A 26,068-nucleotide genomic window follows, 5' to 3' on the forward strand; every position below is an offset into this window, starting at 1 on the left:
GCGCGGTCGTGCAAACAGTATTGGCCGAGGAGGATGGCGCTCGCCGATGCTGGCTGTATGAAACCCAATTCCAGTATCTCGTTCGAAGGCCAGGTGGGCCTGGTGACCGGTGCCGCCGGTGGCCTGGGTCTGGCCTACAGCCGCCTGCTGGCGCAACGTGGCGCGCATGTGGTGATGCATGACGTGGGCGCCGCAACGGACGGCACGGGCGCCGATCCGCAGCGCATCGCCACGGCGGTGGCGGCGCTGGGCAGCCAGGGCCTGCCGGTCGAGGCCGCCAGCGGCCCCATCAACGAGCGCAGTGGTTGCCATGCGCTGGTGCAGGACATCCTGCAGCGCCACGGTCGCCTGGACTTCATCATCCACAACGCCGGCTGGGTGGCCTATGCCGGTATCGAAGCGGTGGAGGACGATGCGCTGGAGCAGATGTTGTGCCTGGCCGCGAAGACACCGCTGTGGCTGGCGCAGGCGGCATGGCCCGCGATGCGCGCTGCCGGCGGCGGACGCATCGTGCTGACCACCTCCGATCGCGCGCTGTACCCGCAGTATGCGCAGCGCGGCCTGTGCGGCTACGCGATGGCCAAGCTGGCCGCGCAGGGGCTGGTCAATGTGCTGGCCCTGGAAGGCGCCGAACATGGCATCGTGGTCAACGCGGTATCGCCGGTGGCCAAGACCCGCATGTGGGGCATCGACGGAGAGCCGGATGAACTGCATCCCGATGCCGTGGCCACCGGGGTGGCGTTCCTGGTTTCCACGCGCTGCCGGCAGGGTGGCTGGATTCTGCGTGCCAGCAACGGCCAGTTCCATGCACTGCGGTTGCAGGAAGCAGAGCACGTGGACTATCCACGCGACCTGCGCGCGGTGGCCGCCGACAGCATCGAATCGGTGGCCCTGCAGTGGCCGGTCATTGCACGGCCGAGTGTCGACGCGCGCGGCTGAGCGCGTACCCTAGGCGGGTCTCCACCTGCCTGCGATGAAATGATCGATCTGCGCCTGCTCCGTCAGTTCGTGGCGGTGGCCGAAGAACTGCACTTCCATCGCGCCGCTGCACGCCTGCACATGTCGCAGCCGCCGTTGACGGCGGCGATGCGGCGCCTGGAAGACGAAGTGGGCACGGGATTGATCGTGCGCGGCAACCGTACGCTGGGCCTGACCGCAGCGGGGCAGACGCTGCTGGTGGAAGCGCGCGCGACGCTGCAACAGGCCGAACAGGCGTTGCAGCGCACGCGCGAATCGGCGGCAGGGCAGACCGGCAGTCTGCGCGTAGGCTACGTCGGCAGCGCACTCTATGGGCGCCTGCCGGCGCTGATCCGCCAGTTCCGCCACGCGTTTGCGCAGGTGCAGCTGCATCTGCACGAAGCCACCTCGCGGCAGCAGCAACAGTGGCTGCGCGAAGGGCGCATCGACCTGGGTATCCTGATTCCGCCGATCATTTCCGCAGAATTGCATCTACGGGCGTTCGACCATGATCGACTGGCCATTGCCCTGCCGCGCGCGCATCGGCTGGTGGCACAGCAACGGCTGGATGTTGCAGACCTGATGGACGAGCCCTTCGTTTCATGGCCATCTGCCGAAGGTGTCGGCTTCCATGCACAGGTACTGAGCCTGTGTACCGCTGCCGGCTTCACGCCACGGGTCGTGCAGGAAGCGCAGGGCATGCACGCGGTGCTGTCGCTGGTGGCCGTGGAAGCAGGTGTGGCGATCGTGCCGGCAAGCATGAGCGGGTTCCGTCCCGAAGAAATCGTCTACCGGCCACTGGGCGGTGGCAATGCTGCGTTCGAGCTGCAATTCTGCATGCGCCCGGAATCGCCGACGCCGGTGCTGCAGAATTTCCTGGCGATGGCAGCGCAACCGGTAGTGTCGTGATTGCCCGTTGAGCTTCCGTGCTGCATGCACGGGTAGAGCAGTTGTCTGCGTCGTGCATGCCTCTGGAATGTGATCCGGCCTGCAGTTCTGACCCTGGGAATCGCGCCTGCCGCAAGCCTGATGCACAGGCGCGGGCAACTCCTACATACCGCCTCGGCGACAACGACCAGCATATCGCCGTCGGCCATCATCGGCCGGCTGGGATTGGCGTCCCACAATCAACTCTGGCACGTGATCGGCAGGCGCACGGATGGCGCCTTCCGGTCACGTGACCCGCTGTCCGTGGTGGGCGATGTGTGGGGATCACCATGATCCGCCGGTCAGTCCCAAAGTTGTCCGGTACGCCAACCCGCATCGCCCGCCGCCTGTTCGTGGTCAGCCACGAATGCGTTGATCGCGCTTGCCTCGGGGGTGGCAATGCGCGTCGTGCATGGGGAGCGGCGGCGGGCGGTGCATCTGTCCGGGGTAACCAGGGAACCGCGTGCCTTGGGGCGGGACATCGGTAGCTGCAGGGGTCAGAACCGATAGCTGATGGTGCCGGTGACCACACGCGGGTAGCCGGCAAAACAATCGCCGAAGGTGCGGCACGGCGCGTAGTAACGCTTGTCGGTGAGGTTGGTGATGTTCAAGGCCCAGGTCCAATTGGTCACCTGCACTTCCACCAGCGCATCGGCCAGGGTGTAGCTGGGGGTGATGACGCGGCCGCTGTTGCCCAACGACACCGTGTTGCCGACATGGCGTATGCCCAGGCCGAGTTTCATCCGCGCGGCGTCATCCAGCTGGAAGCCCTTGGACACCCAGGCCGAAGCCAGGTCCTGCGGGGTGTCGTTGAGGCGTTCGCCCACTTCCAGTGCGAAGTTGCTGCGGCTGACCTCGGCTTCGTTGCGCGCCAGGGCCGCCGTGACGGTGAGGTCGTTGGCGAACTGGAACTGGCCTTCCAGCTCCACGCCCTTGGAGCGGATCTGGCCGGTCTGCACCACGTTCAGCACGTTGTCCGGATCGTTGGTCTGGCGGTTGGTCTCGGTGATGCGATAGGCGGCCAGGGTCAACAGCATGTTGCGGGCCGGCTGCCACTTGATGCCACCTTCGGTCTGGCGTCCGCGCATTGGCTTGAATGCATTGCCGAACAGATCCTGGCCGGACACCGGCAGGAACGATTCGCTGTAGCTCAGGTACGGTGACACGCCGCCGCCCAGTTCGCCGATCAGGCCGGCACGGTAGGTGGTGGCATTGTCGGTCTGGCTCGGCTGGCCTTCGGTCTTCGAACGGGCGTGATCGCGACGCGCGCCCAGCACCAGCGACACGCGATCGGCCCAGCGGATCTGGTCCTGCACGTACACGCCCAGCTGGGAGGACGTCTGGTCCGGCTGGCGTTCCCAGCCACGTACGGTCGGCGCGATCGATACCGGCGCGTAGATGTCGATGGGCGTGCCGATGGCATCCAGCCGCTGCAGCTGTTCCTTGTACTGGCTGTAGTCCACGCCGGCCAGCAGCAGATGCTGGAACACGCCCGTGCTGAAGTCGAACTGCACCGCGTTGTCGGCGCTGAGCACCTGGATGTCCGGCTGCGTGCCGTAGGCGGTGCGGTTGACCACGCGCCGGTCGGCGTCGATGAAGGGGTTTTCCGGGTTGCTGTAGCTGTCCACATACAATTGCTGCAGCGTGGTTTTGCCGTCGATGTAGCGCACCGCCGAGCGCAGGCTGACCGCGTCGTTGAAGCGATGGTCGAACAGGGCGGTGAGGCTGTACACGCGCGAATCGATGCGGTCGAAACCGGCATCGCCGATGAAGGTGGTCGGATCCAGACGACGGCCGGGCGCCGCGTGCAGGGTGGCGGCCAGTGGCAGGAACTGCTGGCTGGAGCCGGTCTTGTCGTGCTGGTAGCTGGCCAGCACGGTCAACGTGCTGCGTTCGCCGCGCCAGCTGATCGATGGCGCCAGATAGACGCGGTCGTCCTTGAGGACATCGGTCTGCATGTTCGATTCGCGGACCAGGCCGACAAAGCGCCCGGCAACCGTGCCCTCGTCATTCAATGCACCGCCGATGTCGCCCTGCAGTTGTCGGCGATCGAAGCTGCCCAGCTGCAGGCCGATTTCACCGCGGGCGGCGCCAAAGGTCGGGCGCTTGCTCATCGCGTTGATGATGCCGCCGGTGGCACCCGCGCCGTACAGAACCGACGACGGGCCGCGCAGCACTTCCACCCGTTCCAGGCCATATACCTCCGGGCGCGCCAACGGGCTGAAACCGTAGCTGCGGCGCAGGCCATCCTGGTACTGCACCGGGTCCAGGCCGCGTACCGAACTGGCGTCATTGCGGGTGTCCAGGCCCCAGGCATCGGCGGTGACGCCGGCGCTGTAGCGCAGCACTTCCTGCAGGTTGTGTGCGCCGCGATCGGTGAACAGCTGCTCGGTGACCACGCTGATCGCCTGCGGCGTCTCGGTCAGGGCGGTGTCGGTCTTGGTCGCGGTGCTGGCGCGCTCGGCCACCACGGTCACCTTGTCCAGGGTCCGGGCCGTAGTGCCGTCCTGGGCCTGGGCGATGGCCGACGCCAGTAGCGTGGGCAGGAACAGCGTGTACAGCAGCGGGCGGCGCGACGGCAGGGCGGGCATCGTGGGGAATCCGGCAAGGGCGGTAACGGCGGATTATCCGGATGCCCGTGCCCAAATACAAATGATTCCCAAACGCGATTGCGGGTAGTGGGCCGGGCCTCAGGGAAGGCCGTCTGCGGCGCCGCGGATGCTCATCCAGGCGCCGCCGTCGGGCGCGCTGCCGGCGCGGACGCGGAAGCCGTGCAGTCCGGCAATGGCGGCCACGATCGACAGCCCCAGGCCAAATCCTGGAGCTTGCCCGGCACTGCTGCTGCCGCGGAAGAAGCGCTGGTAGATCAAGGTGCGGTCCTGCGGCGGGATGCCCGGCCCGTTGTCGATCACATCGATGCGGGGCGCGCCGTGGTCGTCCACCGCGCGCAGCAGGATGCGCCCGTGCGCGGGCGTGAACTGCAGGGCGTTGGACAGCAGGTTGGCCACCGCTTCGAACAGCAGCTCGCGATCGCCGCGCAGCACGCCGATCTGCGGCGCGACCTGCAGCTGCAGCTCCTGTTGTTTCTCCTCGGCCAACGGCAGGTAGAACTGGTGCAGCTCCTGCAGCAGGTCGGCGATGTCGACCTCGTCGAAGGCGGAGCGGCGCTGGTGGCTTTCCAGCTCGGACACGCGCAGCAGCGCAGCGAAGCGCGCCATCAGCATGTCAGTCTCCGCCAGCGCCTTGTCCAGCGGGTCCGCATGCGGGTCGTGCTCGTCCAGGCCCACGCGCATGCGGTAGAGGTGCGCACGCAGCCGGGTGAGTGGCGTGCGCAGGTCATGCGCGATGCTGTCGCACACGCCTTTGACCTCGGTCATCAGCTGTTCGATGCGTTCCAGCATGGCGTTGACGATGCTCGACAGCCGATCGATTTCATCGCGCCGGTTGGACACCGGCAGCCGTTGCCCGAGGTCGCCGGCGATGATCCGGTTGGTGGCCGCTTCGATCTGCTGGATCCGCTTCAACGGGCGCCGGCGCAGCAGATGCCAGCCCACCAGCCCGGGAATGACGGTCAGTGACACGCCCCACAGCAGCGCATCGAGGATGATGCTGTTGACCGCCATCAGCTTGCCGTTCTGGCGCACGAACACCAGTGTGCGGCCATCGCGGGTCACCACGCCGAGCGCGCTGCCACCGCTCTCATGCGGGCCATCGACCAGTGTCCAACCCGCCACAGGATGCGAGTTGCCATCCAACGGCAGTCCCTCGGGAATGGCCGTCAGCGGCCCCGCCATCGGCATGCCGGCGTTGTCGAACAGCCCGTACGTATACACCTGGTGCAGGTCGAAGCGCTGGCTGTCGCGCAGCGCGTCATCCAGGGCAGGGCCGTCGAAGCTCATGAACAGATGAGCGCGCTGCTGCAGACCCGATTCGGTCAGGTCGTTCAGGTAGTCCGAGATACGCCAGTACATCACTCCCAGCAGCATGCTCGACCAGGCCACGAACAGGATGCAGTACAGGCCAAGAAGGCGGCTGCTGGACGAGCGCCACTGATCAGGGTTGCGCGTCGAAGACATAGCCGGTTCCCCTTACGGTCTTGATCGGCTGCGTGCGGCCGGGCTGCTCGATGCGTTTGCGCACACGGCCGATATGCACGTCGATCAGGTTGGTGCCCGGATCGAAGTGGTAGCCCCAGACTTCCTGGAACAACATGGTGCGGGTGACCACCTGGCCGGCATTGCGGACCAGGAATTCGAGCAGCTTGAATTCGGTCGGCAGCAGGCTGATCTCCTGGCCGCCGCGGCGCACCGAGCGGCTCATCAGGTCCAGTTCGAGATCACCGGCGCGCAGCACGCTGTCGGCTGTGCCCGTCTGTCCATGGCGGCGGATCAGCACCTCCACCCGCGCTGCCATTTCATCCGAAGCGAACGGCTTGGTCAGGTAGTCGTCGCCACCGGCGCGCAACCCGCGCACGCGCTCGTCCACGTCCGACAATGCGCTGATCATCAGCACCGGCGTGGTCACGCCTTCGCGGCGCAGCGTAGTGACCAGGGTCAGCCCGTCCACGCCCGGCAGCATGCGATCCAGGGTGATCACGGCGTAGTCGCCGGCGCGTGCCAGTGCCAGGCCATTGCTGCCATCGGCCGCCAGGTCGACCTCGAAGCCGTGGCTGCGCAGCTCGGTGGCGATTTCCTCCGCGGTGACAAGGTCGTCCTCGATGGTGAGTACGCGCGGCATGGGCCACTTTGCAGATTGGGACCAGCGCATCCTCGCAACCACGGGCGTGCACTGCAAATGAAAAATGTTTCATGCGTTTTTCGCTGGATCGCAGCGCGGGGTCTTCTATATTCGGCGCCGAGCGCTCCCCCCGGCGCGTGGAACCTGCTGCCGATGACCCTTCCGTATTTCGTCCTGCCGGCTGCGGCCAGGCGCCTGCCCCGAACCTGGCGCCTGCCGCTGCTGTTGCTGGCCCTGGCGACCCTGCTGGCCGGCTGTGGCAAGGACGCGCCCAAACCAGGCGCCGCGACGCCGGAAGTGACCGTGCTGACGCTGCAGAACCAGTCGCTGGCGCTGGAGCAGGAGCTGCCGGGACGCACCATCGCCTCGCAGGAATCGGATGTACGCCCGCAGGTGGACGGGGTGCTGGTGAAGCGGCTGTTCGAGCAGGGGCAGCTGGTGAAGGCCGGGCAGCCCCTGTTCCAGATCGAGCCGGCGCTGTACCAGGCCGCCCTGAACGAGGCGCAGGCCAACCTGAAGACCGCCGAAGCGGCGGCCGTGACCGCGCGTCTGCGGGCGCAGCGGATGCAGGCGCTGGGCAAGGACCAGCTGGCCGCACGCCAGGACGTGGACGATGCCATCGCCAGTGGCCAGCAGGCCGCTGCGGCAGTGCAGGCTGCGCAGGCGGCGCGCGATACCGCCAGCACGCGGCTGGGTTTTGCCACAGTCACCGCACCGATCGCCGGTCGCATCGGGCGCGCGCTGTTCACCCCCGGTGCGCTGGTGACGTCGGCGCAGGCCGACCCGCTGGCGCGGATCCAGCAGGTGGATCCGATGAACGTGGATATCACCCAGTCCAGCAACGAGTACCTGGCGCTGCGTCGTGCCATTGCCGAGGGTGGGGTGCAGGCCAACAGCGCGCCGGTGCGGCTGCGCTTGTCCGATGGCACCGACTACCCGCTGCCGGGCACGCTGGAGTTCGCCGACATCGATGTGCAGCAGGAGACCGGCAGCATCACCCTGCGTGCGCAGTTCCCCAACCCCGAAGGACAACTGCTGCCGGGCATGTACGTGCGCGCGCAGGTGGGCCAGGGCACGCAGCAGCAGGCGCTGCTGGTGCCGCAGTCGGCGGTGGACCGCAGTGCCAAGGGCGAGGCGCAGGCGTGGCTGGTGGACAAGGAGGGCAAGGCGCGGCTGCGTATCTTCCGCACCGCACGCGCGGTCGGCAACCAGTGGCTGGTGCTTGATGGCATCAGCGCCGGCGAGCAGGTGGTGGTGGCGGGGGCGCAGGGCCTTGCCGACGGCATGCCGGTGCGGGTGAAGCCCGCGCCCGTGGCCGCGCCGGCCGGAAAGGACTGAGCGCATGCTGCCGCGCTTCTTCATCCACCGCCCCGTATTCGCCTGGGTACTGGCGATCTGCATCATGGCGTTCGGCACGATTGCGGTGACCCAGCTGCCGGTCGAACAGTATCCGGACATCGCACCGCCGCAGGTCAACATCACCGCCAACTACACCGGCGCGTCTGCGCAGACGGTGGAAGACAGCGTCACCCAGGTGATCGAACAGCAGATCAAGGGCATCGACCACCTGCTGTATTTCTCTTCCACCAGCTCGTCTTCGGGGCAGGCGCGGATCACGGTCACCTTCGACCAGAGCGCCAACCCCGACATCGCCCAGGTGCAGGTGCAGAACAGCGTCAACCAGGCCATCAACCGCCTGCCGCAGGAAGTGCAGCAGCAGGGCGTGACCGTGGCCAAGTCGCAGGGCGACTCGTTGATGGTGGTTTCGCTGTACGACACCAGCCGGCGCATGGAGCGGGTGGACGTTTCCGACTTCCTGGTCAGCAACGTGCAGGATCCGATCAGCCGCATTGCCGGCGTCGGCGAGATCAATGTGTTCGGTTCGGCCTATGCGATGCGGGTGTGGCTGGATCCGCACAAGCTGCGTGCATACGACCTGATGCCGTCTGATGTGCGCAGTGCGATCCAGGCGCAGAACACCCAGGTCACGGCCGGTGAACTGGGGGCGCTGCCGTCCAGTGCGACGCAGAGCCTCAATGCGACCGTCACCGCGCAGTCGCGCCTGCAGACCCCGGAACAGTTCCGCGCGATCATCCTGCGCACGCTGCCCAGTGGCGCGGCAGTGCACCTTGGCGATGTGGCGCGGGTCGAGATCGGCGCGGAGAATTACCAGACCAGCAGCTACCTCAACGGCTATCCGGCCGCAGGTTTCTCGGTGACCCTGGCCTCCGGCGCCAACGCGCTGGCCACCGCCGATGCAGTGCGCGCGGAGCTTGAGCGGCTGCGGCCTACGTTCCCGCCCGGGCTGCAGGTCGCCTATCCACGCGACAGCACGCCGTTCGTAAGGGTCTCCATCGAAGGGGTCATCCACACCCTGATCGAGGCGATCGTGCTGGTAGTGGTGGTGATGTTCCTGTTCCTGCAGAACGTGCGTGCCACCCTGATCCCGGCGATCACGGTGCCGGTGGTGCTGCTGGGTACTTTCGGCGTCCTCGCGGTGGCCGGCTTCACCATCAACACGCTGACCCTGTTTGCGATGGTGCTGGCCATCGGCCTGCTGGTCGATGATGCGATCGTGGTGGTGGAGAACGTGGAGCGCATCATCCACGAAGAGCATCTGCCGCCACGCGAGGCGACCGAGAAGTCGATGGGCGAGATCACCGGTGCGCTGATCGGCATCACCGTGGTGCTCGGCGCGGTGTTCCTGCCGATGGCGCTGTTCGGTGGTTCCACCGGCATCATCTACCGGCAGTTCTCGATCACCATTGCATCTGCCATGGCGCTGTCGGCGCTGGTCGCGCTGACCCTGACCCCGGCGCTGTGCGCGACCCTGCTCAAGCCTTCGTCGGCACAGAAGCCACCGGGGCGCTTCTTTGCTGCGTTCAATCGCGGCGTCGAACGCAGCCAGTCGGCCTACCAGAGCAGGCTGGGGGGCGTGGTGGCCCATCCGCGGCGCTGGATGGCGTTCTACCTGCTGCTGGTGATCGCCATGATTGCCTTGTATGCGCGCATGCCGACCGGCTTCCTGCCGGTGGAGGACCAGGGCCAGGTGACCTTCCAGTTCTCCACGCCGGAAGGCACGCCGATGGCGCGCACGGAGGCGCTGGGTGAGCAGATCAGCCGCTACTTCATGGAGCATGAAAAGCAGAACCTGGACGTGGTGTTCGTGGTGGTCGGTCGCAACAATGCGGGTACCGGCCAGAATGCGGGGCAGGGCTTCCTGGCTCTCAAACCCTGGGACGAGCGCAACGGCGACAACACTGCGGCGGCGATCATCGCGCGCGCCAATGCCTATTTCCGCAAGCTGCCCGATGCCAAGGTCAATGTACTCGCTCCGCCGGCCGTGCGTGGCCTGGGCCAGTCCAGCGGTTTCGAACTGTGGCTGCAGGACACCAGCGCGGCCGGTCGCGTGGCCTTGCAGGCGGCGCAGGAACAGGTGGTGCGCGCGGCCGGCGAAGATGATGGGCTCACGTCGGTGCGCTTGAACGGGCTGGGTGACAAGGCCGAGCTGCGGCTGGACATCGACCACGCCCAGGCCAGTGCGCTGGGTCTGGCCCAGGCCGACATCAATTCCACGCTGTCTGCCGCCTGGGGCGGCAGCTACATCAATGATTTCCTGGACCGCGGTCGGGTCAAGCGTGTCTACATGCAGGGCGACCAGCCCTACCGCAGCGTGCCCGACGACATCGGTCAGTGGTATGTGCGCGGCGGCAACGGTCAGATGGCCTCGTTCGCCAGCTTCGCCAGCAGCCACTGGGCGCGTGGGCCGCAGCTGCAGCAGCGCTTCAACGGCCTGCCTGCGATGCAGATCCAGGGCAGTGCGGCCGAAGGGCGCAGCTCGGGTGAAGCGATGCAGCGCATGCAGGCGCTGGTGGCCGATCAGCCTGGGTTCGATCTGCAATGGAGCGGGCTGTCCTACCAGGAACAACTGGCCAGCAACCAGACCCTGTACCTCTATGCCGCGTCGATCGCCTTCATCTTCCTGTGCCTGGCCGCGCTCTACGAGAGCTGGACGGTTCCGGTGGCGGTGGTGCTGGTGATCCCGCTGGGCGTGATCGGCACGGTGCTGGCGACCACGGCTGCGGGCTTCGTCAATGACATCTACTTCCAGGTGGGGTTGCTGACCACGATTGGACTATCGGCAAAGAACGCGATCCTGATCGTGGAGTTCGCCGAAGCGCGCTACCGCGCAGGTAGTTCGGCGGTGGAGGCGGCACTGCAGGGCGCGCGCCTGCGCCTGCGGCCGATCGTGATGACCTCGCTGGCCTTCGTGGCAGGCGTCATTCCGCTGGCATTGGCCACCGGCGCCGGCGCGGTCAGCCGCCGTGAGATCGGCATGAGCGTGATCGGCGGCATGCTCTCGGGAACGGTGCTGGCGGTGGTGCTGGTGCCGCTGTTCTTCGTGCTGGTACGGCGGCTGGGCAGGGCGCGGCCGGTGCACTGAGGGCAGGGCCGCCAGCTGTCATCGGTATGCCGCAGCGCCATCACCCGGTCTTGGCCTGGGCATCGGTACGGTAGATCGTCCCCGCCCCCAACGGAGACCTGCCATGTGGTTGCTCGACCGACTCTGGCCCCCGCGCCCTGTGCTGCCCGCCGAGACGCTGCCGCCTGCAGCGGACATGCCCTCGCGTCGAGCGCCGTTGAAGCGCCCGTTGCGCGTCGGCCGGGCCAGCATGGCGCCGTGGCAGAAGATCGCGCCGCCGCTGCGGCGCAGCCGGCACTAACCGGTACGGTCGGCGGGGTGGTTCACCCCGTCATTGACCGGAATCGTTCCCAGCGCGAACGGATCGATGCCTTCCAGGCAGGCCACGTTGTAGCCGTACTGGTCCGGGTTCGAGCGGCGGCGGTGGTGCGTGTAGATGCCACAGACGCCGCAGAAATAGTGCTCGGCCACGTGGGTGTTGAACTGGTACAGGCGCAGATGAGCCTGGCCGCGCACGATCTGCAGCCCGTCCCGTGCCACGCTGGCGGCGATGGCGCCGCGGCGCCGGCACATCGAACAATCGCAGCGGCGCGGGTCGACGATGCCCTCGGGCAGGTCCAGCAGCAGCTCGACCGTGCCGCAATGACAACTGGCCCGGTGCTGCGCCTGCACGGCTACGCCGGCCACGGTGGTGATGCCCATCTCTGCTCCCTGCGCGCCCTTGGTGGGTGCCAGTATGCCCCCCGGCCACGCCAGCCTGAACCGGTTGTAGATGTCGCCGTGAGGCGGCTTGTGGCTAACTATGCCGCCCCGGGACCTCGACAGGACGCCAGTGAAAGCCGCAGGACGATGGATGACAGGATGTGTGATGGTGCTGCTGGCGCTGTGGGTGGCCGGTCTGTTGACCTACCAGATGCCCGGGCCGGGCTGGCTGGGCGCCACCGCGGCGTTGCTGTGGCTGCTGGCCGCCGCCTGGGCGGCCTGGCAGGTGGCGCGCGGCCGTGGCACGCGCAGGCTGTGGGCGGCCTTTGCCGGCGCTCTGGCGCTTGCGGGGCTGTGGTGGCTGCTGCTGACCCCACGCCAGGACCGCGACTGGGCCGATGACGTGGCGCAGCGCCTGCACGTGGAATCCTTCGATGGCCGCCACGTGGTGCTGGACAACGTGCGCGATTTCACCTGGCGTACCGAGACCGACTACGACGCGCGCTGGGTGCGCCGCAGTTACGACCTCGACCAGCTGCGTTCGGCCGATCTGGTGCTGTCGTACTGGATGGGCCCGGCAATCGCCCACACCCTGATCTCGTTCGGATTCGAGGACGGGCGCCACCTGGTGTTCTCACTGGAAATCCGCAAGGAGCGCGGTGAATCGTTCTCGGCGCTGGGCGGCTTCTTCCGCAAGTTCGAGATGACCCTGGTCGCCTCCGAGGAAACCGACATCATCCGCACCCGCACCAACGCGCGCGGCGAGGATGTCTACCTGTACCGCCTGCACGGCATGGACCGCAACCTGCTCAAGACCCTGTTCGCTGCCTACATCGACCAGGCACGCCAGCTTGATGCTGCGCCCGGCTTCTACAACACCCTGACCAGCAACTGCACCACGATCGTCTTCGATCTGGCGCGGCATATCGCCCCGCGCCTGCCGCTGGACTACCGGTTGCTGGCCTCGGGCTACCTGGCCGAGTACGCGCAGGAGGTGGGCGCGCTCACCCCCGGCGTGCCGTACGCCGAACTGCACGCCAAGGGCCGCATCACCGAGCGCGCGCTGAAGATGGCCCCCGACGATGATTTCTCCACCGTGATCCGCCAGGGCATCCCCGGCACCGAGCAGGACCCGCAGCAATGACCCCGATGATCCCGTTCCGCTGGCAGCGCGTGCTGCCGGCGCTGTTGGCTGCCTTCCTGCTGCTGGGTGGCAGCGGCTGCGCGATGGTCACCGTCAAGCAGGTGGCGTCCAGCGATTACCTGGTCAACAAGCGTGCCGACGTGCTCAACACCGGCAAGCTCAGCCCCGCCTCGCGCGAGACGCTGAGTGCGGCCGGGCTGGACGAATCGCAGTGCGAGAAGGACTTCCTGGTCTGCCGCAGCACGCTGTTGATGACCGATGACCTCAACGTCGAGCAGCGCTTGTCGACGCTGTCCGAGTTGTGGGTGAAGGCCGCTCTGGCACTGACGCCGAAGAAGCAGGCGGCCAACGAGCCGCCGATGAGCGATGCGGCGCTGGATGCGTGGCTGGAGGCGGCGCGCTATGGCTACGCCTATCTGTTCTACAGCGGACGCTCGCCCTCCGATCGTGCGTTCGAGGACCGGCAGACGCAGGTGCGCGATTACTACAACTACGCTGCCGAGAAGGCCGCCGTGGTGTTGTTCGCGCGCGCCCGCGCCGCCGCATTGGCCGGCGAGGACTACACCAAGCCGGTGTCGGCAGGCAGCTGGACGCTGGCTTCCGATTTCCAGCGGCTGTCGCTGAAGAGCATTCCCAAGCAGCTGGTGCCGGCAGGCACCGTCAGCTTCGTCGGCATGCGCAGCACCTATCGCCGCGATGGTTTCGGCGCCGAACTGGTGATGGTGATGGACCCGCCGAAGCTGGTGGTGCCGGTGGTCGCCGCGGAAGGGCCGAAGGCCGAAACGGCACAGGCGCAGGCCACGAAGGACGAGCAGGAGGAGGGCGTCCGTCGCGGACGCCGCCACCAGCACGACGATTCGGTGCCCGAGTACAGCGAGATGTCCTCGATCAACGTTACCGCATTGCTGCGTTTTGAAGGCAACACGCTGGAGGACGTGATGCGCACCCGCCAGGTGCTGCTGGATGGCTATTCGCCGGAGGCGACCGAGCGCATCACCCTGCATGGCGAAGAGGTGCCGCTGGCGGGCAACTTCACCGCCGCCTACGGCCTGTGGCTGGCGCAGAGCGGGTTCGCCACGCAGTCGCTGCGTACCCTGTTCGGCATGAGCGAGGGCATCGGCGAGCCGCACATCTACCTGATGCAGCCATGGGATCCGAACCGCCGCATCATCTTCATGCTGCATGGCCTGGGCAGCAGCCCGGAAGCCTGGGTGAACCTGGCCAACGAGATCATGGGTGACCCTGAACTGCGCCGCGAGTTCCAGGTGTGGCAGGTGTACTACCCGACCAATGCGCCGATCGCGCTGAACCGCTATGAGATCGCCAACGCATTCAACGACACGCTGAAGCACTTCGACCCCAACAACAGCACGCGTGCGTCCAAGGACATGGTCTACATCGGCCACAGCATGGGCGGCGTACTGGCGCGGCTGCTGGTCAGCGACTCTGGCGACGTGCTGTGGAACGATCTACTGGCCAACTATGACCTGAAGGGCGAACGCCTGAAGCGGGTGCAGTCCAAGCTGGGGCCGCTGCTGCACTTCAAGGCCGAACCGAACGTGGAGCGTGCGATCTTCATCGCAGCCCCGCACCAGGGCACGGACATCGCCGGCAACAAGGTCGGTCGCCTGATCGGCCGCCTCGTTCGCCTGCCGCTGACCATCCTCGGCAAGTTCGAGGATGTGTTCCTGGCCTTGGCGCAGGCCGAGCAGCAGGTGGATGGCACGGCCAAGCCGAAGATCCCCAACAGCATCGACAACCTCAAGGCCAGCGACCCGTTCGTGAAAGCCGCTGCGCAGCTTCCGATCACGCCGGGCCTGAAGTACCACTCGATCATCGCCCAGCGCAAGCCGGAACTGCCGGTGGAGAAGTCCGATGATGGGCTGGTGCCGTACTGGAGTTCGCACCTGCCCGGCGCGCTGTCGGAGAAGGTGATCATTTCCGGTCACAGCGTGCAGGAAACCCCGCAGGCGGTGCTGGAAGTGCGCCGCATCCTGCACCAGGACATCGATGAAGTGGGCACGGTGGCGAAGCCCTGATCGCGGCGTCCGCCGGGCGTGCCCCGGCGGAACCCGCGGCGTGTCTACACCCGCCTGGCGATCACGGTGGCGAACGCGGCCAGGCCGAGGGTGATGGCCAGGCACATGATGTAACCGGTATGCGGGGCGCTTTCCACGAACAACGCGAACAGCGCGCCGGATACCGCCAGTGCGGTGGTCACCGACAGCGCTTCGCTCAACTGCAGGGCCGAGGTATTCGCGCCCTGTTCGTGCGGCGGTGACAACGACAACGTCAGCACCGACAGGCTGGCGTAGATCATGCCCATGCCGAAACCGGTCAGCGTCCAGCCGACCAGGGCGACCGGCAGTGGCACCGCGGTGAACAGTACCGCCAGCGTTGCGGCGATGCCCACGGTCATCAGCGGCGTGCCGACGCGCAGCAGTTGCTGGCGCGACCAGCCGCGCTGCTGGTGACCCTGCAGCCACGAGCCGGTGAACCAGCCCAGTGCGCCCAGGCTCAGCACCGCACCGGCCCAGCTGGGCGACAGCCCGCGCTCGCGCTGCAGCAGCAGGGGCAGGTAGGCCTCGCAGGCGAAGAACGCGGCAGCGGCCACACCACGCAGTGCGATCACGCTGGGCAGGCCGCGGCGCAGGCGCAGGGTGCCGGCCGGCAACAGGCGATGCACGCAGAACAGCAGCGCCAGCATCGCCACGCCGATGCACACCAGCGCCGGCACGCCCTGTTGCTGCCCACCCAGGTACAGCAGCAGGGCAGCAAGGGACGCGCCGGTGGCCCAGCGCACGATGCTGCCGCGGCCATCATCGGCAGCACCGGTCGCTGCAGCCTGCATGCGCGCCAGCGCCGGTCGCAGCAGCAGGCCGGCCGGTATCGCCAGCAGCGGCACCGCCAGGAACACCCAGCGCCAGCCCAGATGCTGCACGATCACCCCGCTCAGTGCCGGGCCGATCATTGAGGGCACCACCCAACCGGCAGAGAACGCGGCGAATACCTTCGGCCGCAGATGCTCGGGATAGGTACGGCCGACCATCACATACAGCGAGACCGAGATGGCACCGGCGCCGAGGCCCTGCAGCAGACGGCCGGCCACCAGCATGCCCATGCGCATCGCGAAGCCGGCCAGCAGCAGGCCCAGCACGAAGCAGGCCAGGCCCCACCACAGCGGCCGTGCCGGCCCGTGGCGGTCGGCCCAGCGGCCGGCCAGGGTCATGCCGATCACGCTGGTGGCCAAGGTGCCACCGAAGGCCAGCGCATACAGGCGCAGGCCGTCCAGGGCCTCGGCCACGGTCGGCATCGCGGCGGCTACCGCCAGCGCCTCGAAGGCATGCAGGGAGACCAGGGCGACCATGCCCACGGTGGTGGCGCGATAGCGCGCGGACAGGATGGAGGAATCGGCCGGATCGGCCGTGGCAGCGGGGGAGGGCATCGGGTTCCTGCGGGTGGCGGACGGGCCGCGCTTGTCATCTGGCGGCGATGGTAGCAGCATGCCACCTCAACCAAAGTTGAGGTCAATCGATGCTTGCACAGGACATGAGCGTCGGCGATGTCGCCCGCCGCAGTGGCGTGGCGGTCTCTGCGCTGCATTTCTACGAGCGCAAGGGGTTGATCAGCAGCCTGCGCACGTCGGGCAACCAGCGCCGCTACGCCCGCGACGTGCTGCGGCGGCTGGCGGTGATCCGCGTGGCGCAACGCGTGGGCATGCCGCTGGAAGCGGTGGCGCGTGCGTTCGAGAGCCTGCCGCAGGGACGGGCGCCGACCAAGGCCGACTGGGCCAAGCTGTCGGCACGTTGGCAGGTGGAACTGGAGGAACGCATCCACATGCTGCAGCTGCTGCGCGACGAGCTGACCGGCTGCATCGGCTGCGGCTGCCTGTCACTGAAGCGTTGCCGCCTGGCCAACCCGGATGACGTGCTCGGCGAGCGTGGCGACGGCCCGATGCGCTGGGGCTGAGCGCGCTGGTGGGTGCCGACCTTGGTCGGCACGCTCGTTACCAGACAGTGATCGTTTCGCCGCTCTGGATCCCTTCCACCGCGCGCTGGAAGGCCAGCGCCGCGCGCTGTGCGGTGACTGCTTCAAAGCCGGGGAAGTACGGACCGTAGGCTTCCATCGATTCCACCAGCACATTCGGGCTGACCACGTTGATGCGCAGCCCGCGTGGCAGCAGTTCCAGCGCCGCCGCGCGCACGAAACCTTCCAGCGCATGGTTGACGGCGGTGGCGTTGGCACCATCGCGGATCGGCTGCGCGCTGACGATGCCACTGGTCAGTGTGATCGAGCCGCCCGCGTTGAGGTGGTGCTGCGCCGCCAGCGCAAGACGCACCTGCCCGAGCAGTTTGTCCTGCAGGCCGACGTTGAACTGTTCGGGTGTCATCTGCTGCAGGGGGCCGAAATGCAGTTTGCCGGTGGTGGAAATCACTGCATCGACCGGGCCGGTCTGCGCGAACAGCTCGCGCACGCTGGCGTCGTCGGTGAGATCCACGCGCAGGCTGCCGCTGCGGCGGCCGGCTGCGAGGATCTCGTGCTGCTGGCCCAGGTGGCGGGCAACGGCCTGGCCGAGGGTGCCGCTGGCACCGACGAGAAGAATCTTCATGACAGCTCCTTGCGAGAGGGGATGGACGCAGTCTGCGCCGTCACTGGGTGGTTTGGTAAGGAGCGTATGATTCGCATATTCCTAACCATGGGTTTGCAATGGACACCTTGCGCTGCATGCAGGCTTTCATCGCCGTGGCCGAGCACGGCAGTTTTTCCGCTGCGGCCAGCCAGTTGCAGGTCTCGGCGGTGATGGTCGGCAAGTACATCCAGCAGCTGGAAGCGCACTTGGGCACCGCGCTGCTGCAGCGGAACACCCGGCGCCAACGCCTGACCGAGGCAGGCAACGCCTATCTGGCCGGCTGCCGGCAGGTGCTGGAACAGGTACAGCAGGCCGAGGCAGACGTGGCCGGGCTGCAGGTGCAGCCACGCGGACTGTTGCGGGTCAGTGCGCCGACCACCTGGGGCAGTTGTGTCTTGGCGCCATTGCTGGCCGAATTGCTGCGGGCACAGCCGCTGTTGAACATCGAACTGGACCTGAGCAATCGCCGCATCGACCTGATCGAGGATGGCTTCGATGCAGCGATCCGCGTTGGCCCGCTGCCATCGCAGGAACTGGTCGCACGGCCGCTGCCGCCGTATGCGATGAGCCTGTGCGCATCACCGTCGTACCTGCGCCGCCGCGGTACGCCGCGCACGCCTGCCGATCTCGAAGGACATGATTGCCTGAGCCACCTGGCCTGGCGCGGTGGTCACGGTTGGCAGTTGGCCAACGGCGAACAGGTGGACTGGGAAGCGCGGTTGACCAGCAATGACGGTTACGCGCTGCGTGAAGCAGCCGTGGCGGGTGCGGGCCTGGTGCTGCAGCCGACCGCGCTGCTTGCTGGTGAAATCGCGGCAGGACGATTGAAACCACTATTGCGCGAGCATCTGCCTGAGCCACGGCCGATGCACCTGATCTACCTGCCCGATCGTCGCCCTCGACCGCGGCTGCAGTGTTTCGTCGATTTCGTCATGGCCACATTGGGGCAATGAGCATCCACGCATGGCGTGGATCTACTGAAGAGCACCATGCATTCCAGCGGCGACAGGTGTCAGTAGATCCAAGCCATGCGTGGATGACGGTGGGTGCCGACCGTTGGTCGGCACACCTGTTTCAATCATTGGCCGCTGATAATTCCTGCCCACGCACCTGCGCCGCACGTAGTGCTTTTCCCACCAGCGCTTCAAACCCGCCGGCCTGGAAGCTCTCGATCGCCGCCTGCGTGGTGCCGTTGGGTGAGGTCACCCGGCGACGCAGTTCGGCCGGGCTTTCACCGGCTTCGTCCAGCATGCGCGAGGCGCCCAGCAGTGTCTGCACCACCAGCGCGCGCGCCGCCTCTGCAGGCAGGCCCTGTGCGATCCCCGCCGCTTCCATCGCTTCGGCCAGCAGGAACACATAGGCTGGGCCACTGCCGGATACGGCAGTGACCGAATCCATCTGTGCTTCATCGTCGATCCACACCGTGCGTCCCGCGCTGGCCAACACACGTTCGGCCTGCGCATGCTGCTGCGCATCCACCGACGGCGTTGCATACAGACCGGTAACCCCGGCACCGAGCAGCGCCGGAGTGTTTGGCATCGCGCGCACCACCGGCAGCGAGCCACCCAGCCAGCGCTGCAGCTGCGCGCTGGTGATGCCGGCGGCGATCGAGATCAGCAAGGGTTTCTTCGCCTGCGCCAGCCCCTGCAGTGACTGGCAGACATCGCGCAGCACCTGCGGTTTCACTGCCAGCAGCCAGGTGTCACCCTGAGCAGCCGCGTCGGCCGCGTTGTCATGGGTCTGTACGCCGAAATCCGCAGCGAGTGCTTCCCGCAGTCCGGCCACCGGTTCGGCCACGTGGATGTGCGCGGCCGGCACGCCCTGCCGGATCAGGCCGGCGATCAGGCTGCGGGCCATGTTGCCGCCGCCGATGAAAGTGATGGAATCAGCTGCCATGGGAATCTCCTTGGAATCAGGCCGGGCGCGGACGCGCGCCGAACAGGGCGGTGCCGATGCGCACCAGGGTGGCACCTTCGGCAATGGCTTCAGCGTAGTCGCTGCTCATGCCCATCGACAGGGTGTCCACGTGGGGATGACGGGCCGCCAGTGCCTCGAAAAGTGTGCGCATGCGCACGAACGCATCGCGTCGGCGCTCGGCCTCGGGCCACGGCGCAGGAATCGCCATCAGGCCGCGCAACCGCAGGTTGGGTTCGGCGAGGATGGCCGCGGCCAGCGCCTCGACGTCCTCCGGCACACAACCGTGCTTGCTCGATTCGTCATCGATGTTGATCTGGATGAGCACGTTCAGCGGGCCGCGTTCAGCGGGGCGGTAGCGGGCCAGGGCGGTGACCAGCTTGGGCCGGTCCACGCTCTGCACCCAGTCGAAGTGCATGGCGACCGGCTCGGCCTTGTTCGACTGCAGGTGGCCGATCAGGTGCCATTCCAGCCCCAGACGCTGCAGCTCCTGCATCTTGGCCAGCGCTTCCTGCACGTAGTTCTCGCCGAAGGCGGTCTGGCCCTGCGCGGCAAGGGCCGCGACGGCTTCGGCCGGCTGGGTCTTGGACACCGCCAGCAGGCGCGGCGGTGGCCGCCCGGCGGCATCGGCGGCGTTGTGCAGGTTGCTCAGGATCTGGGGCAGGGGAGTGGCCACGTAACGCGTTCCGTTCAATCAGGAGGCTATACTGCCGCCCGGGGAAAGATCCTTCCAGTCGAAGCCGTTATTGGGGAGTAGCCGCTCATGGATATCGCCGAGCTGTTGGCGTTTTCCGTAAAGAACAAAGCGTCCGACCTGCATCTGTCCGCAGGCCTGCCGCCGATGATCCGCGTGGACGGCGACGTTCGCCGGATCAACATTCCAGCCCTGGACCACAAGCAGGTCCACGCGCTGGTGTACGACATCATGTCCGACAAGCAGCGCCGCGATTACGAGGAATTCCTCGAAGTCGACTTCTCCTTCGAGATCCCGTCGCTGGCGCGCTTCCGTGTCAATGCGTTCAACCAGAACCGTGGCGCCGGTGCGGTGTTCCGTACCATTCCGTCCGAAGTGCTGACCCTGGAAGACCTGGCCTGCCCGCCGCTGTTCCGCGAGGTGATCCAGCAGCCGCAGGGTCTGATCCTGGTGACCGGCCCGACCGGTTCGGGCAAGTCGACCACGCTGGCGGCGATGATCGACTACATCAACAAGAACGAATACGGCCACATCCTCACTGTCGAGGATCCGATCGAATTCGTGCACACCTCGCAGAAGTGCCTGATCAACCAGCGCGAAGTGCATCGCGATACGCATGGCTTCAACGAGGCGCTGCGTTCGGCATTGCGTGAGGACCCGGACATCATCCTGGTCGGCGAACTGCGTGACCTGGAAACCATCCGCCTGGCGCTGACCGCCGCGGAAACCGGCCACCTGGTGTTCGGCACTCTGCACACCAGTTCGGCGGCCAAGACCATCGACCGCATCATCGACGTGTTCCCGGCCGGCGAAAAGCCGATGGTGCGCTCGATGTTGTCCGAATCGCTGCGCGCGGTCATTTCGCAGGCGCTGCTGAAGAAGGTCGGTGGCGGTCGTACCGCTGCGTGGGAAATCATGGTCGGCACCCCGGCCATCCGCAACCTGATCCGCGAAGACAAGGTGGCGCAGATGTATTCGGCCATCCAGACCGGTCAGCAGTACGGCATGATGACCCTGGACCAGCACCTGCAGGACCTGGTCAAGCGCAGCCTGATCACCCGCAACCAGGCCCGCGAATACGCCAAGGACAAGCGTCTGTTCGAGTAAGGCGAGGCAATGGCGGGGCAGGGCGTACCACTATGCCGCCGGCCCCGCGCTGTTTCCTCCACCGACCGATTCCTGGTACATGCCCCATTGGGAGCCCGCCGTGAACACCACCGCGACCACCATCGATTTCACCTCGTTCCTCAAGCTGATGGCGCACCAGCGCGCCTCGGACCTGTTCATCACCGCTGGCATGCCGCCAGCGATCAAGGTCAACGGCAAGATCTCGCCGATCACCCAGACTCCGCTGACGCCGCAGCAGAGCCGCGACCTGGTGCTGAACGTGATGACGCCGGCGCAGCGCGAGGAATTCGAAAAGACCCACGAATGCAACTTCGCCATCGGCCTGTCCGGTGTCGGCCGCTTCCGTGTGAGCTGCTTCTACCAGCGCAACCAGGTCGGCATGGTGCTGCGTCGCATCGAGACGCGCATCCCGACCGTGGAAGAGCTGAGCCTGCCGCCGATCATCAAGACGCTGGCGATGACCAAGCGCGGCATCATCCTGTTCGTCGGCGCTACCGGTACCGGTAAATCCACGTCGCTGGCAGCGATGATCGGTTACCGCAACCAGAATTCGACCGGGCACATCATCACCATCGAAGACCCGATCGAATTCGTGCACAAGCACGAGGGCTGCATCATCACCCAGCGCGAAGTCGGCATCGATACCGACAGCTGGGAAGCCGCGCTGAAGAACACCCTGCGCCAGGCGCCGGACGTGATCATGATCGGCGAGGTGCGTACCCGCGAGGGCATGGACCACGCCATCGCCTTCGCTGAAACCGGCCATCTGGTGCTGTGCACGCTGCACGCCAACAACGCCAACCAGGCGATGGACCGCATCGTCAACTTCTTCCCGGAAGATCGCCGCAACCAGCTGCTGATGGATCTGTCGCTGAACCTCAAGGGCGTGGTCGCGCAGCAGTTGATTCCGTCGCCGGACGGCCGCTCGCGCAAGGTCGCGATGGAGATCCTGCTGGGCACGCCGCTGGTGCAGGACTACATCCGCGACGGCGAGATCCACAAGCTGAAGGAGCTGATGAAGGAATCGGTCCAGTTGGGCATGAAGACCTTCGACCAGAGCCTGTTCGAGCTGTACCAGGCCGGTGAGATCAGCTACGAGGACGCACTGCGCTACGCCGATTCGCAGAACGAAGTGCGCCTGCGCATCAAGCTCAGCCAGGGCGGCGATGCCCGCACCCTGTCGCAGGGGCTGGATGGGGTGGAGATTTCAGAGGTTCGTTGATCGCCATGTCATGACAGGAGATGCATATGGATATGCCGCTGGCTCGCAATGTCATCCTGATCGACTATGAGAACGTGCAGCCTCCTTCATTGAAGGAGCTGCTCGCGCCGGGGTTCAGTGTCCTGGTGTTTGTTGGCGCATCGCAGGCCAAAATCAGCATGGATGTGGTCGAGGCGATGCATGCGCTCGGTACACAGGGCCGGTACGTGCGCTGCAATGGTCATGGTTCCAACGCACTCGATTTCCATATCGCGTTCTACATCGGTGAGATGGCTGCCACCGATCCCGGCACGTGTTTCCACATCGTATCCAAGGACACCGGTTTCGATCCCTTACTCGCGCACCTGCGCTCGCGTGGCCTGACGGTCGGCCGAAGCACGTCGGTGGCGGAATTGCCGATGCTTCGTGCCGCGACGAAGCACCCAGCGGCGGTGCCACCGCCGCCAAAGAAGCCACCGCCGCCGACGCCGCCAAAGCCGAAGCCCGCGCAGTTGAGCGAGGCGTTGCGGTTGCAGCATGTGTGTGCGCAGCTTCTCAAGCAAGGAAAGGCCAGACCAACCAGACTCAAGTCACTTGGGAGCGCTGTTCATACCATGTTCCAGAAGACCTTGCCGGACAGTGACGTCACCGCGCTAATCCACGCGCTGCAGCAGAAGAAGTGGATCGTGCTGGAAGGCCAAGCGGTGCGATACCAGCTTCCAGCCAAAGCGACCTAGGCCTCCTGCGTGGGGCCCGGCGGCATTGAGGTCTCAGCCAGTGCATTCATGAAATCCAGTCATGACCGACTGCCATCCAGGTCGTTCAATCCGCCGGCCCTGCAGGCGTATCGTCATCGCTCCCCTACTGGAGCACGACGATGCAGACACGTGAACTCGGCCGCAGCGGCCTGAAAGTCTCCGCCCTGGGCCTGGGCTGCATGGGCCTGAGCCACGGCTATGGTCCCGCCGTCGAGCAGAGCCAGGGCATCGCCCTGCTGCATGCGGCGGTCGAACGCGGGGTGACCTTCTTCGACACCGCCGAAGTCTACGGGCCGTATACCAACGAAGATCTGCTCGGCAAAGCGCTGGCACCGCACCGCGACAAGCTGGTGATTGCCACCAAGTTCGGCTTCAAGGACGCACAGGTCGACACAGGCCTGGACAGTCGCCCGGAGAACATCCGCGCAGTGGCCGAAGCCAGCCTCAAGCGCCTGCGCACGGACCATATCGACCTGTTCTACCAGCACCGTGTAGATCCGAACGTGCCGATCGAGGACGTCGCCGGTACCGTGCGTGACCTGATCGCCGAGGGCAAAGTGCGCCACTTCGGTTTGTCCGAAGCCAGTGCCGCCACGGTGCGTCGCGCCCATGCCGTGCAACCGGTGGCCGCAGTGCAGAGCGAGTACTCGCTGTGGTGGCGCGAGCCGGAGCGCGAACTGCTGCCGGCGCTGCAGGAACTGGGCATCGGCTTCGTCCCGTTCAGTCCGCTGGGTCGCGGCTTCCTGACCGGCGCGATCAACGCCGACACCACCTTCGCCGACAACGATTTCCGCAATACCGTGCCACGTTTCGAAGTGGAAGCACGCCGCGCCAATCAAGCCCTGGTTGACCGCATCACCACGATCGCGGCGGCGCGGGGTGCCACCCCGGCACAGGTCGCGCTGGCCTGGCTGCTGGCGCAGGCGCCGTGGATCGTGCCGATTCCGGGTACGACCAAGGTCCATCGCCTGGAAGAGAACCTGGCTGCCGCCGACCTGCAGTTGTCGCCGGCCGAGCTGGAGCGTATCGCGCAGACGCTGCAGGAGATCGCCATCGTCGGCGAGCGCTACAACGCGCAGCGTGCGGCACAGGCCAAGGGCTGATCGCAGTGGGTGCGCTCTGTGGTGGGTGCGGGCTCTCGCCCTGTGGTGGGTGCGGACCGTTGGTCCGCACGCCTCACCCCATCATCGGCCCGCGCAGCGCATCAAGCACGGTGCGCATCGCCACGGTGACATGCCGACGCGACGGGTAATAAGCGTAGTAGCCATCGAAGTGCGGGCACCAGTCATCCAGTGTTGATTGCAGCCGGCCCTCCTGCAGGGCCGCCTGCACCTGGTCCTCAGGCAGCCAGGCCAGGCCACTGCCGGCCAGTGCTGCCGCCCGCGTCATGCCCATGGTGTTGAAGGTCCACTGGCCAGAGACGCGGATGCTCAGCTCGTTGCCGTCCTGGCCGAAATCCCACGGCATCAGGCCGCCATGGGTGGGCAGGCGCAGGGTGATGCAGTTGTGCCCGGCCAGATCGTGCGGGTGCACCGGCGCCACGTGCTGGCGGAAGTACGACGGCGCGCCCACCACGCGCATGCGCAGCGGCGGGCTGATCGGCAGCGCCACCATGTCGCGTGCCAGGCGCTCACCGAGACGGATGCCGATGTCATAGCGCTCGGCGACGATGTCGGCCAGGCCGTAATCGGTGGTCAGTTCGACCTTCAGGTCGGGGTACTGCTGCAGCAGCGGCGCCAGCCTTGGCCAGGCCAGGTATTCGGCGGCGTGGCCGGTGGCATTGATGCGGATGGTACCTGCGGGTCGCTCGCGATACTCGGCCAGTGCGGCCAGTTCGTCTTCGATCTCGGCCAGGCGCGGGGCCAGTGTCTCCAGCAGACGGGCGCCGGCCTCGGTGGTGGCGACGCTGCGGGTGGTGCGGGTCAGCAGGCGCACGCCCAGTCGTTCTTCCAGCCCACGCATGGCATGGCTGAGGGCGGACTGGGACACGCCCAGCTGGGCGGCGGCCTTGGTGAAGCTGCCTTCGCGGGCGACGTGGACGAAGGCTTGCAGGTCGTTGAGGTTTTCACGCGGCATGAGGGGATGATACGGCCGGGCTGCGCCCGGCGCCCGCGGCACTGCCGGCCGCTGGCCGGCAACCTCAACAGCAACAGCCGAAGCAACAGCAACATCGGTTTCCAGGGTTTGGCGGGGTGGGTCCGGTTGCGGGGGACGCCGTAAACCCATCCATGGGGGCTTGGCCGCAGCATCCATGCCGCGGACACCCCCGCAACCGGACCCACCCCGCCTTCGACAGGGCTCCGCGATCTTTCGGAATGGCATGCTGTCGGAATGGCATGGCCTGCTCTTGGTAGGTGTCGACCTTGGTCGACACATGGATCCACGCCATGCGTGGATGCGTGCCCGGTGGTACCGGCGCTGGTCGGTAAATGCCGATGTCGATTTGTGGTTCCGTGGTTCGTCGAATGGGTACTTTCCAAACAACAGGGAGCAGCACATGAGCACCGACAGCAAACCCAAGGGCCCGGCGTCCTACTTTCCGTCCATCGAGAAGACCTACGGGCAGCCGGTGACGCATTGGCTGGGGCTGCTGGCCAAACGGCCGGGGCTGAAGCACATGGAGCTGGTCAGCTTCCTGAAATCCGAGCATGGGCTGGGCCATGGCCACGCAAACGCCCTGGTCGCACACCACCTCGCCACCCAGCGCTGAACCCACCGCCCCACCGAGCGCAGCGACCCGCTTCTGCTCTTCTTTTCTCTTTACGTGGCTGGACGCGCACGGAAATTGTCCAAGGCCGGGCGGGTGGGCTGTGCAGGGGCGTGAGCCGCACGGATGCGGCGACCGAGCTTACA

At 66.6% G+C, this 26,068-nt stretch carries 23 protein-coding genes; 14 read left to right on the top strand and 9 right to left on the bottom strand.

What is annotated here, in order from left to right; translation table 11 throughout:
* Positions 1-57 precede the first annotated feature (57 nt).
* Positions 58-939 carry an SDR family oxidoreductase gene (locus H3005_RS17210; protein WP_100554055.1) on the top strand — a complete coding sequence of 294 codons (882 nt, stop codon included), beginning with the start codon at positions 58-60 and terminating at the stop codon, positions 937-939.
* 39 nt (positions 940-978) lie between these two features.
* On the top strand, positions 979-1,866 hold the full coding sequence (locus H3005_RS17215; protein WP_191078643.1) for a LysR family transcriptional regulator: 888 nt from the start codon (positions 979-981) through the stop codon (positions 1,864-1,866).
* Between the two features lie 515 nt (positions 1,867-2,381).
* On the opposite strand, the gene H3005_RS17220 is transcribed toward H3005_RS17215, so the two are convergent.
* From H3005_RS17220 to H3005_RS17230, 3 genes are all read right to left on the bottom strand, one after another.
* Complete coding sequence (locus H3005_RS17220; RefSeq protein WP_191078644.1) at positions 2,382-4,475, bottom strand: TonB-dependent siderophore receptor; 2,094 nt, start codon at positions 4,473-4,475, stop codon at positions 2,382-2,384.
* A gap of 99 nt (positions 4,476-4,574) precedes the next feature.
* The gene (locus tag H3005_RS17225; protein ID WP_191078645.1) at positions 4,575-5,960 is read right to left on the bottom strand and encodes a HAMP domain-containing sensor histidine kinase; all 1,386 of its coding nucleotides are present in this window, start codon (positions 5,958-5,960) and stop codon (positions 4,575-4,577) included.
* On the bottom strand, positions 5,938-6,621 hold the full coding sequence (locus H3005_RS17230) for a response regulator transcription factor (RefSeq protein ID WP_100551715.1): 684 nt from the start codon (positions 6,619-6,621) through the stop codon (positions 5,938-5,940). The genes H3005_RS17225 and H3005_RS17230 overlap by 23 nt, the downstream gene beginning before the upstream one ends.
* Before the next feature lie 153 nt (positions 6,622-6,774).
* Here H3005_RS17230 and H3005_RS17235 point away from each other — a divergent pair, with 153 nt between their 5' ends.
* The 3 genes from H3005_RS17235 to H3005_RS17245 all read left to right on the top strand — a co-directional run bounded on the left by H3005_RS17235 (position 6,775) and on the right by H3005_RS17245 (position 11,345).
* A complete protein-coding gene (locus H3005_RS17235) occupies positions 6,775-7,959 on the top strand; it encodes an efflux RND transporter periplasmic adaptor subunit (RefSeq protein ID WP_100551716.1) in 1,185 nt (394 codons plus the stop codon).
* Between the two features lie 4 nt (positions 7,960-7,963).
* On the top strand, positions 7,964-11,065 hold the full coding sequence (locus H3005_RS17240) for an efflux RND transporter permease subunit (RefSeq protein WP_100551717.1): 3,102 nt from the start codon (positions 7,964-7,966) through the stop codon (positions 11,063-11,065).
* A gap of 103 nt (positions 11,066-11,168) precedes the next feature.
* A complete protein-coding gene (locus H3005_RS17245; protein WP_165780954.1) occupies positions 11,169-11,345 on the top strand; it encodes a hypothetical protein in 177 nt (58 codons plus the stop codon).
* Here the strand turns inward: H3005_RS17245 and H3005_RS17250 are convergent.
* Positions 11,342-11,746, bottom strand: a complete 405-nt coding sequence (locus H3005_RS17250; protein WP_089239261.1) for a GFA family protein — start codon at positions 11,744-11,746, stop codon at positions 11,342-11,344. The two genes, H3005_RS17245 and H3005_RS17250, sit on opposite strands and share 4 nt — an antisense overlap.
* Positions 11,747-11,912: 166 nt before the next feature.
* Here H3005_RS17250 and H3005_RS17255 point away from each other — a divergent pair, with 166 nt between their 5' ends.
* Positions 11,913-12,890 carry a DUF4105 domain-containing protein gene (locus H3005_RS17255; RefSeq protein ID WP_191078648.1) on the top strand — a complete coding sequence of 326 codons (978 nt, stop codon included), beginning with the start codon at positions 11,913-11,915 and terminating at the stop codon, positions 12,888-12,890.
* Positions 12,887-14,929 (top strand): hypothetical protein, encoded by a 2,043-nt coding sequence (locus tag H3005_RS17260; RefSeq protein WP_100551719.1) that lies wholly within the window; start codon positions 12,887-12,889, stop codon positions 14,927-14,929. The genes H3005_RS17255 and H3005_RS17260 overlap by 4 nt, the downstream gene beginning before the upstream one ends.
* Before the next feature lie 44 nt (positions 14,930-14,973).
* Here H3005_RS17260 and H3005_RS17265 read toward each other — a convergent pair whose 3' ends face one another.
* Positions 14,974-16,395, bottom strand: coding sequence for an MFS transporter (locus tag H3005_RS17265; RefSeq protein ID WP_100551720.1), 1,422 nt, complete (start codon positions 16,393-16,395; stop codon positions 14,974-14,976).
* A gap of 29 nt (positions 16,396-16,424) precedes the next feature.
* On the opposite strand from H3005_RS17265, the gene soxR reads away from it, so the two are divergent.
* The gene (gene soxR, locus H3005_RS17270; protein ID WP_032951587.1) at positions 16,425-16,859 is read left to right on the top strand and encodes a redox-sensitive transcriptional activator SoxR; all 435 of its coding nucleotides are present in this window, start codon (positions 16,425-16,427) and stop codon (positions 16,857-16,859) included.
* 37 nt (positions 16,860-16,896) lie between these two features.
* On the opposite strand, the gene H3005_RS17275 is transcribed toward soxR, so the two are convergent.
* Complete coding sequence (locus H3005_RS17275; RefSeq protein WP_100551721.1) at positions 16,897-17,499, bottom strand: short chain dehydrogenase; 603 nt, start codon at positions 17,497-17,499, stop codon at positions 16,897-16,899.
* Between the two features lie 98 nt (positions 17,500-17,597).
* Here H3005_RS17275 and H3005_RS17280 point away from each other — a divergent pair, with 98 nt between their 5' ends.
* The gene (locus H3005_RS17280; protein ID WP_100551722.1) at positions 17,598-18,473 is read left to right on the top strand and encodes a LysR family transcriptional regulator; all 876 of its coding nucleotides are present in this window, start codon (positions 17,598-17,600) and stop codon (positions 18,471-18,473) included.
* A 121-nt stretch (positions 18,474-18,594) separates the two neighbouring features.
* On the opposite strand, the gene proC is transcribed toward H3005_RS17280, so the two are convergent.
* Together proC and H3005_RS17290 are read right to left on the bottom strand one after the other, a co-directional pair.
* Positions 18,595-19,416 (bottom strand): pyrroline-5-carboxylate reductase, encoded by an 822-nt coding sequence (gene proC, locus H3005_RS17285; protein ID WP_100551723.1) that lies wholly within the window; start codon positions 19,414-19,416, stop codon positions 18,595-18,597.
* 16 nt (positions 19,417-19,432) lie between these two features.
* Positions 19,433-20,110 carry a YggS family pyridoxal phosphate-dependent enzyme gene (locus tag H3005_RS17290; RefSeq protein ID WP_100551724.1) on the bottom strand — a complete coding sequence of 226 codons (678 nt, stop codon included), beginning with the start codon at positions 20,108-20,110 and terminating at the stop codon, positions 19,433-19,435.
* An 87-nt stretch (positions 20,111-20,197) separates the two neighbouring features.
* Between H3005_RS17290 and H3005_RS17295 the strand changes: the two genes are divergently transcribed.
* The 4 genes from H3005_RS17295 to H3005_RS17310 all read left to right on the top strand — a co-directional run bounded on the left by H3005_RS17295 (position 20,198) and on the right by H3005_RS17310 (position 24,318).
* Positions 20,198-21,235: a type IV pilus twitching motility protein PilT gene (locus H3005_RS17295; protein WP_004147099.1), complete on the top strand. Its 1,038-nt coding sequence runs from the start codon at positions 20,198-20,200 to the stop codon at positions 21,233-21,235.
* A gap of 79 nt (positions 21,236-21,314) precedes the next feature.
* The gene (locus tag H3005_RS17300) at positions 21,315-22,478 is read left to right on the top strand and encodes a PilT/PilU family type 4a pilus ATPase (RefSeq protein ID WP_049467229.1); all 1,164 of its coding nucleotides are present in this window, start codon (positions 21,315-21,317) and stop codon (positions 22,476-22,478) included.
* A 26-nt stretch (positions 22,479-22,504) separates the two neighbouring features.
* The gene (locus H3005_RS17305) at positions 22,505-23,194 is read left to right on the top strand and encodes a PIN domain-containing protein (protein WP_100551725.1); all 690 of its coding nucleotides are present in this window, start codon (positions 22,505-22,507) and stop codon (positions 23,192-23,194) included.
* 140 nt (positions 23,195-23,334) lie between these two features.
* Complete coding sequence (locus tag H3005_RS17310) at positions 23,335-24,318, top strand: aldo/keto reductase (protein ID WP_099819251.1); 984 nt, start codon at positions 23,335-23,337, stop codon at positions 24,316-24,318.
* 73 nt (positions 24,319-24,391) lie between these two features.
* Here the strand turns inward: H3005_RS17310 and H3005_RS17315 are convergent, their stop codons facing one another.
* Positions 24,392-25,291 carry a LysR family transcriptional regulator gene (locus H3005_RS17315; RefSeq protein WP_191078646.1) on the bottom strand — a complete coding sequence of 300 codons (900 nt, stop codon included), beginning with the start codon at positions 25,289-25,291 and terminating at the stop codon, positions 24,392-24,394.
* Between the two features lie 421 nt (positions 25,292-25,712).
* Between H3005_RS17315 and H3005_RS17320 the strand changes: the two genes are divergently transcribed.
* Positions 25,713-25,925: a DUF4287 domain-containing protein gene (locus H3005_RS17320; RefSeq protein ID WP_025874036.1), complete on the top strand. Its 213-nt coding sequence runs from the start codon at positions 25,713-25,715 to the stop codon at positions 25,923-25,925.
* The last annotated feature ends 143 nt before the right edge of the window (positions 25,926-26,068 follow it).

The sequence above is a fragment of the Stenotrophomonas sp. Br8 genome, from assembly GCF_014763005.1.
Classification (GTDB): Bacteria; Pseudomonadota; Gammaproteobacteria; order Xanthomonadales; family Xanthomonadaceae; genus Stenotrophomonas; species Stenotrophomonas lactitubi.

Coding starts and splice junctions, on each gene's coding strand:
- H3005_RS17315 (WP_191078646.1), bottom strand. CDS start 25,291: ATGCCGCGTGAAAACCTCAACGACCTGCAAGCCTTCGTCCACGTCGCC.
- proC (WP_100551723.1), bottom strand. CDS start 19,416: ATGGCAGCTGATTCCATCACTTTCATCGGCGGCGGCAACATGGCCCGC.
- H3005_RS17250 (WP_089239261.1), bottom strand. CDS start 11,746: ATGGGCATCACCACCGTGGCCGGCGTAGCCGTGCAGGCGCAGCACCGG.
- H3005_RS17260 (WP_100551719.1), top strand. CDS start 12,887: ATGACCCCGATGATCCCGTTCCGCTGGCAGCGCGTGCTGCCGGCGCTG.
- H3005_RS17245 (WP_165780954.1), top strand. CDS start 11,169: ATGTGGTTGCTCGACCGACTCTGGCCCCCGCGCCCTGTGCTGCCCGCC.
- H3005_RS17320 (WP_025874036.1), top strand. CDS start 25,713: ATGAGCACCGACAGCAAACCCAAGGGCCCGGCGTCCTACTTTCCGTCC.
- H3005_RS17230 (WP_100551715.1), bottom strand. CDS start 6,621: ATGCCGCGCGTACTCACCATCGAGGACGACCTTGTCACCGCGGAGGAA.
- H3005_RS17220 (WP_191078644.1), bottom strand. CDS start 4,475: ATGCCCGCCCTGCCGTCGCGCCGCCCGCTGCTGTACACGCTGTTCCTG.
- H3005_RS17240 (WP_100551717.1), top strand. CDS start 7,964: ATGCTGCCGCGCTTCTTCATCCACCGCCCCGTATTCGCCTGGGTACTG.
- H3005_RS17255 (WP_191078648.1), top strand. CDS start 11,913: ATGGTGCTGCTGGCGCTGTGGGTGGCCGGTCTGTTGACCTACCAGATG.
- H3005_RS17215 (WP_191078643.1), top strand. CDS start 979: ATGATCGATCTGCGCCTGCTCCGTCAGTTCGTGGCGGTGGCCGAAGAA.
- H3005_RS17235 (WP_100551716.1), top strand. CDS start 6,775: ATGACCCTTCCGTATTTCGTCCTGCCGGCTGCGGCCAGGCGCCTGCCC.
- soxR (WP_032951587.1), top strand. CDS start 16,425: ATGCTTGCACAGGACATGAGCGTCGGCGATGTCGCCCGCCGCAGTGGC.
- H3005_RS17265 (WP_100551720.1), bottom strand. CDS start 16,395: ATGCTGCTACCATCGCCGCCAGATGACAAGCGCGGCCCGTCCGCCACC.
- H3005_RS17295 (WP_004147099.1), top strand. CDS start 20,198: ATGGATATCGCCGAGCTGTTGGCGTTTTCCGTAAAGAACAAAGCGTCC.
- H3005_RS17280 (WP_100551722.1), top strand. CDS start 17,598: ATGGACACCTTGCGCTGCATGCAGGCTTTCATCGCCGTGGCCGAGCAC.
- H3005_RS17305 (WP_100551725.1), top strand. CDS start 22,505: ATGGATATGCCGCTGGCTCGCAATGTCATCCTGATCGACTATGAGAAC.
- H3005_RS17300 (WP_049467229.1), top strand. CDS start 21,315: ATGCCCCATTGGGAGCCCGCCGTGAACACCACCGCGACCACCATCGAT.
- H3005_RS17225 (WP_191078645.1), bottom strand. CDS start 5,960: ATGTCTTCGACGCGCAACCCTGATCAGTGGCGCTCGTCCAGCAGCCGC.
- H3005_RS17275 (WP_100551721.1), bottom strand. CDS start 17,499: ATGAAGATTCTTCTCGTCGGTGCCAGCGGCACCCTCGGCCAGGCCGTT.
- H3005_RS17310 (WP_099819251.1), top strand. CDS start 23,335: ATGCAGACACGTGAACTCGGCCGCAGCGGCCTGAAAGTCTCCGCCCTG.
- H3005_RS17210 (WP_100554055.1), top strand. CDS start 58: ATGAAACCCAATTCCAGTATCTCGTTCGAAGGCCAGGTGGGCCTGGTG.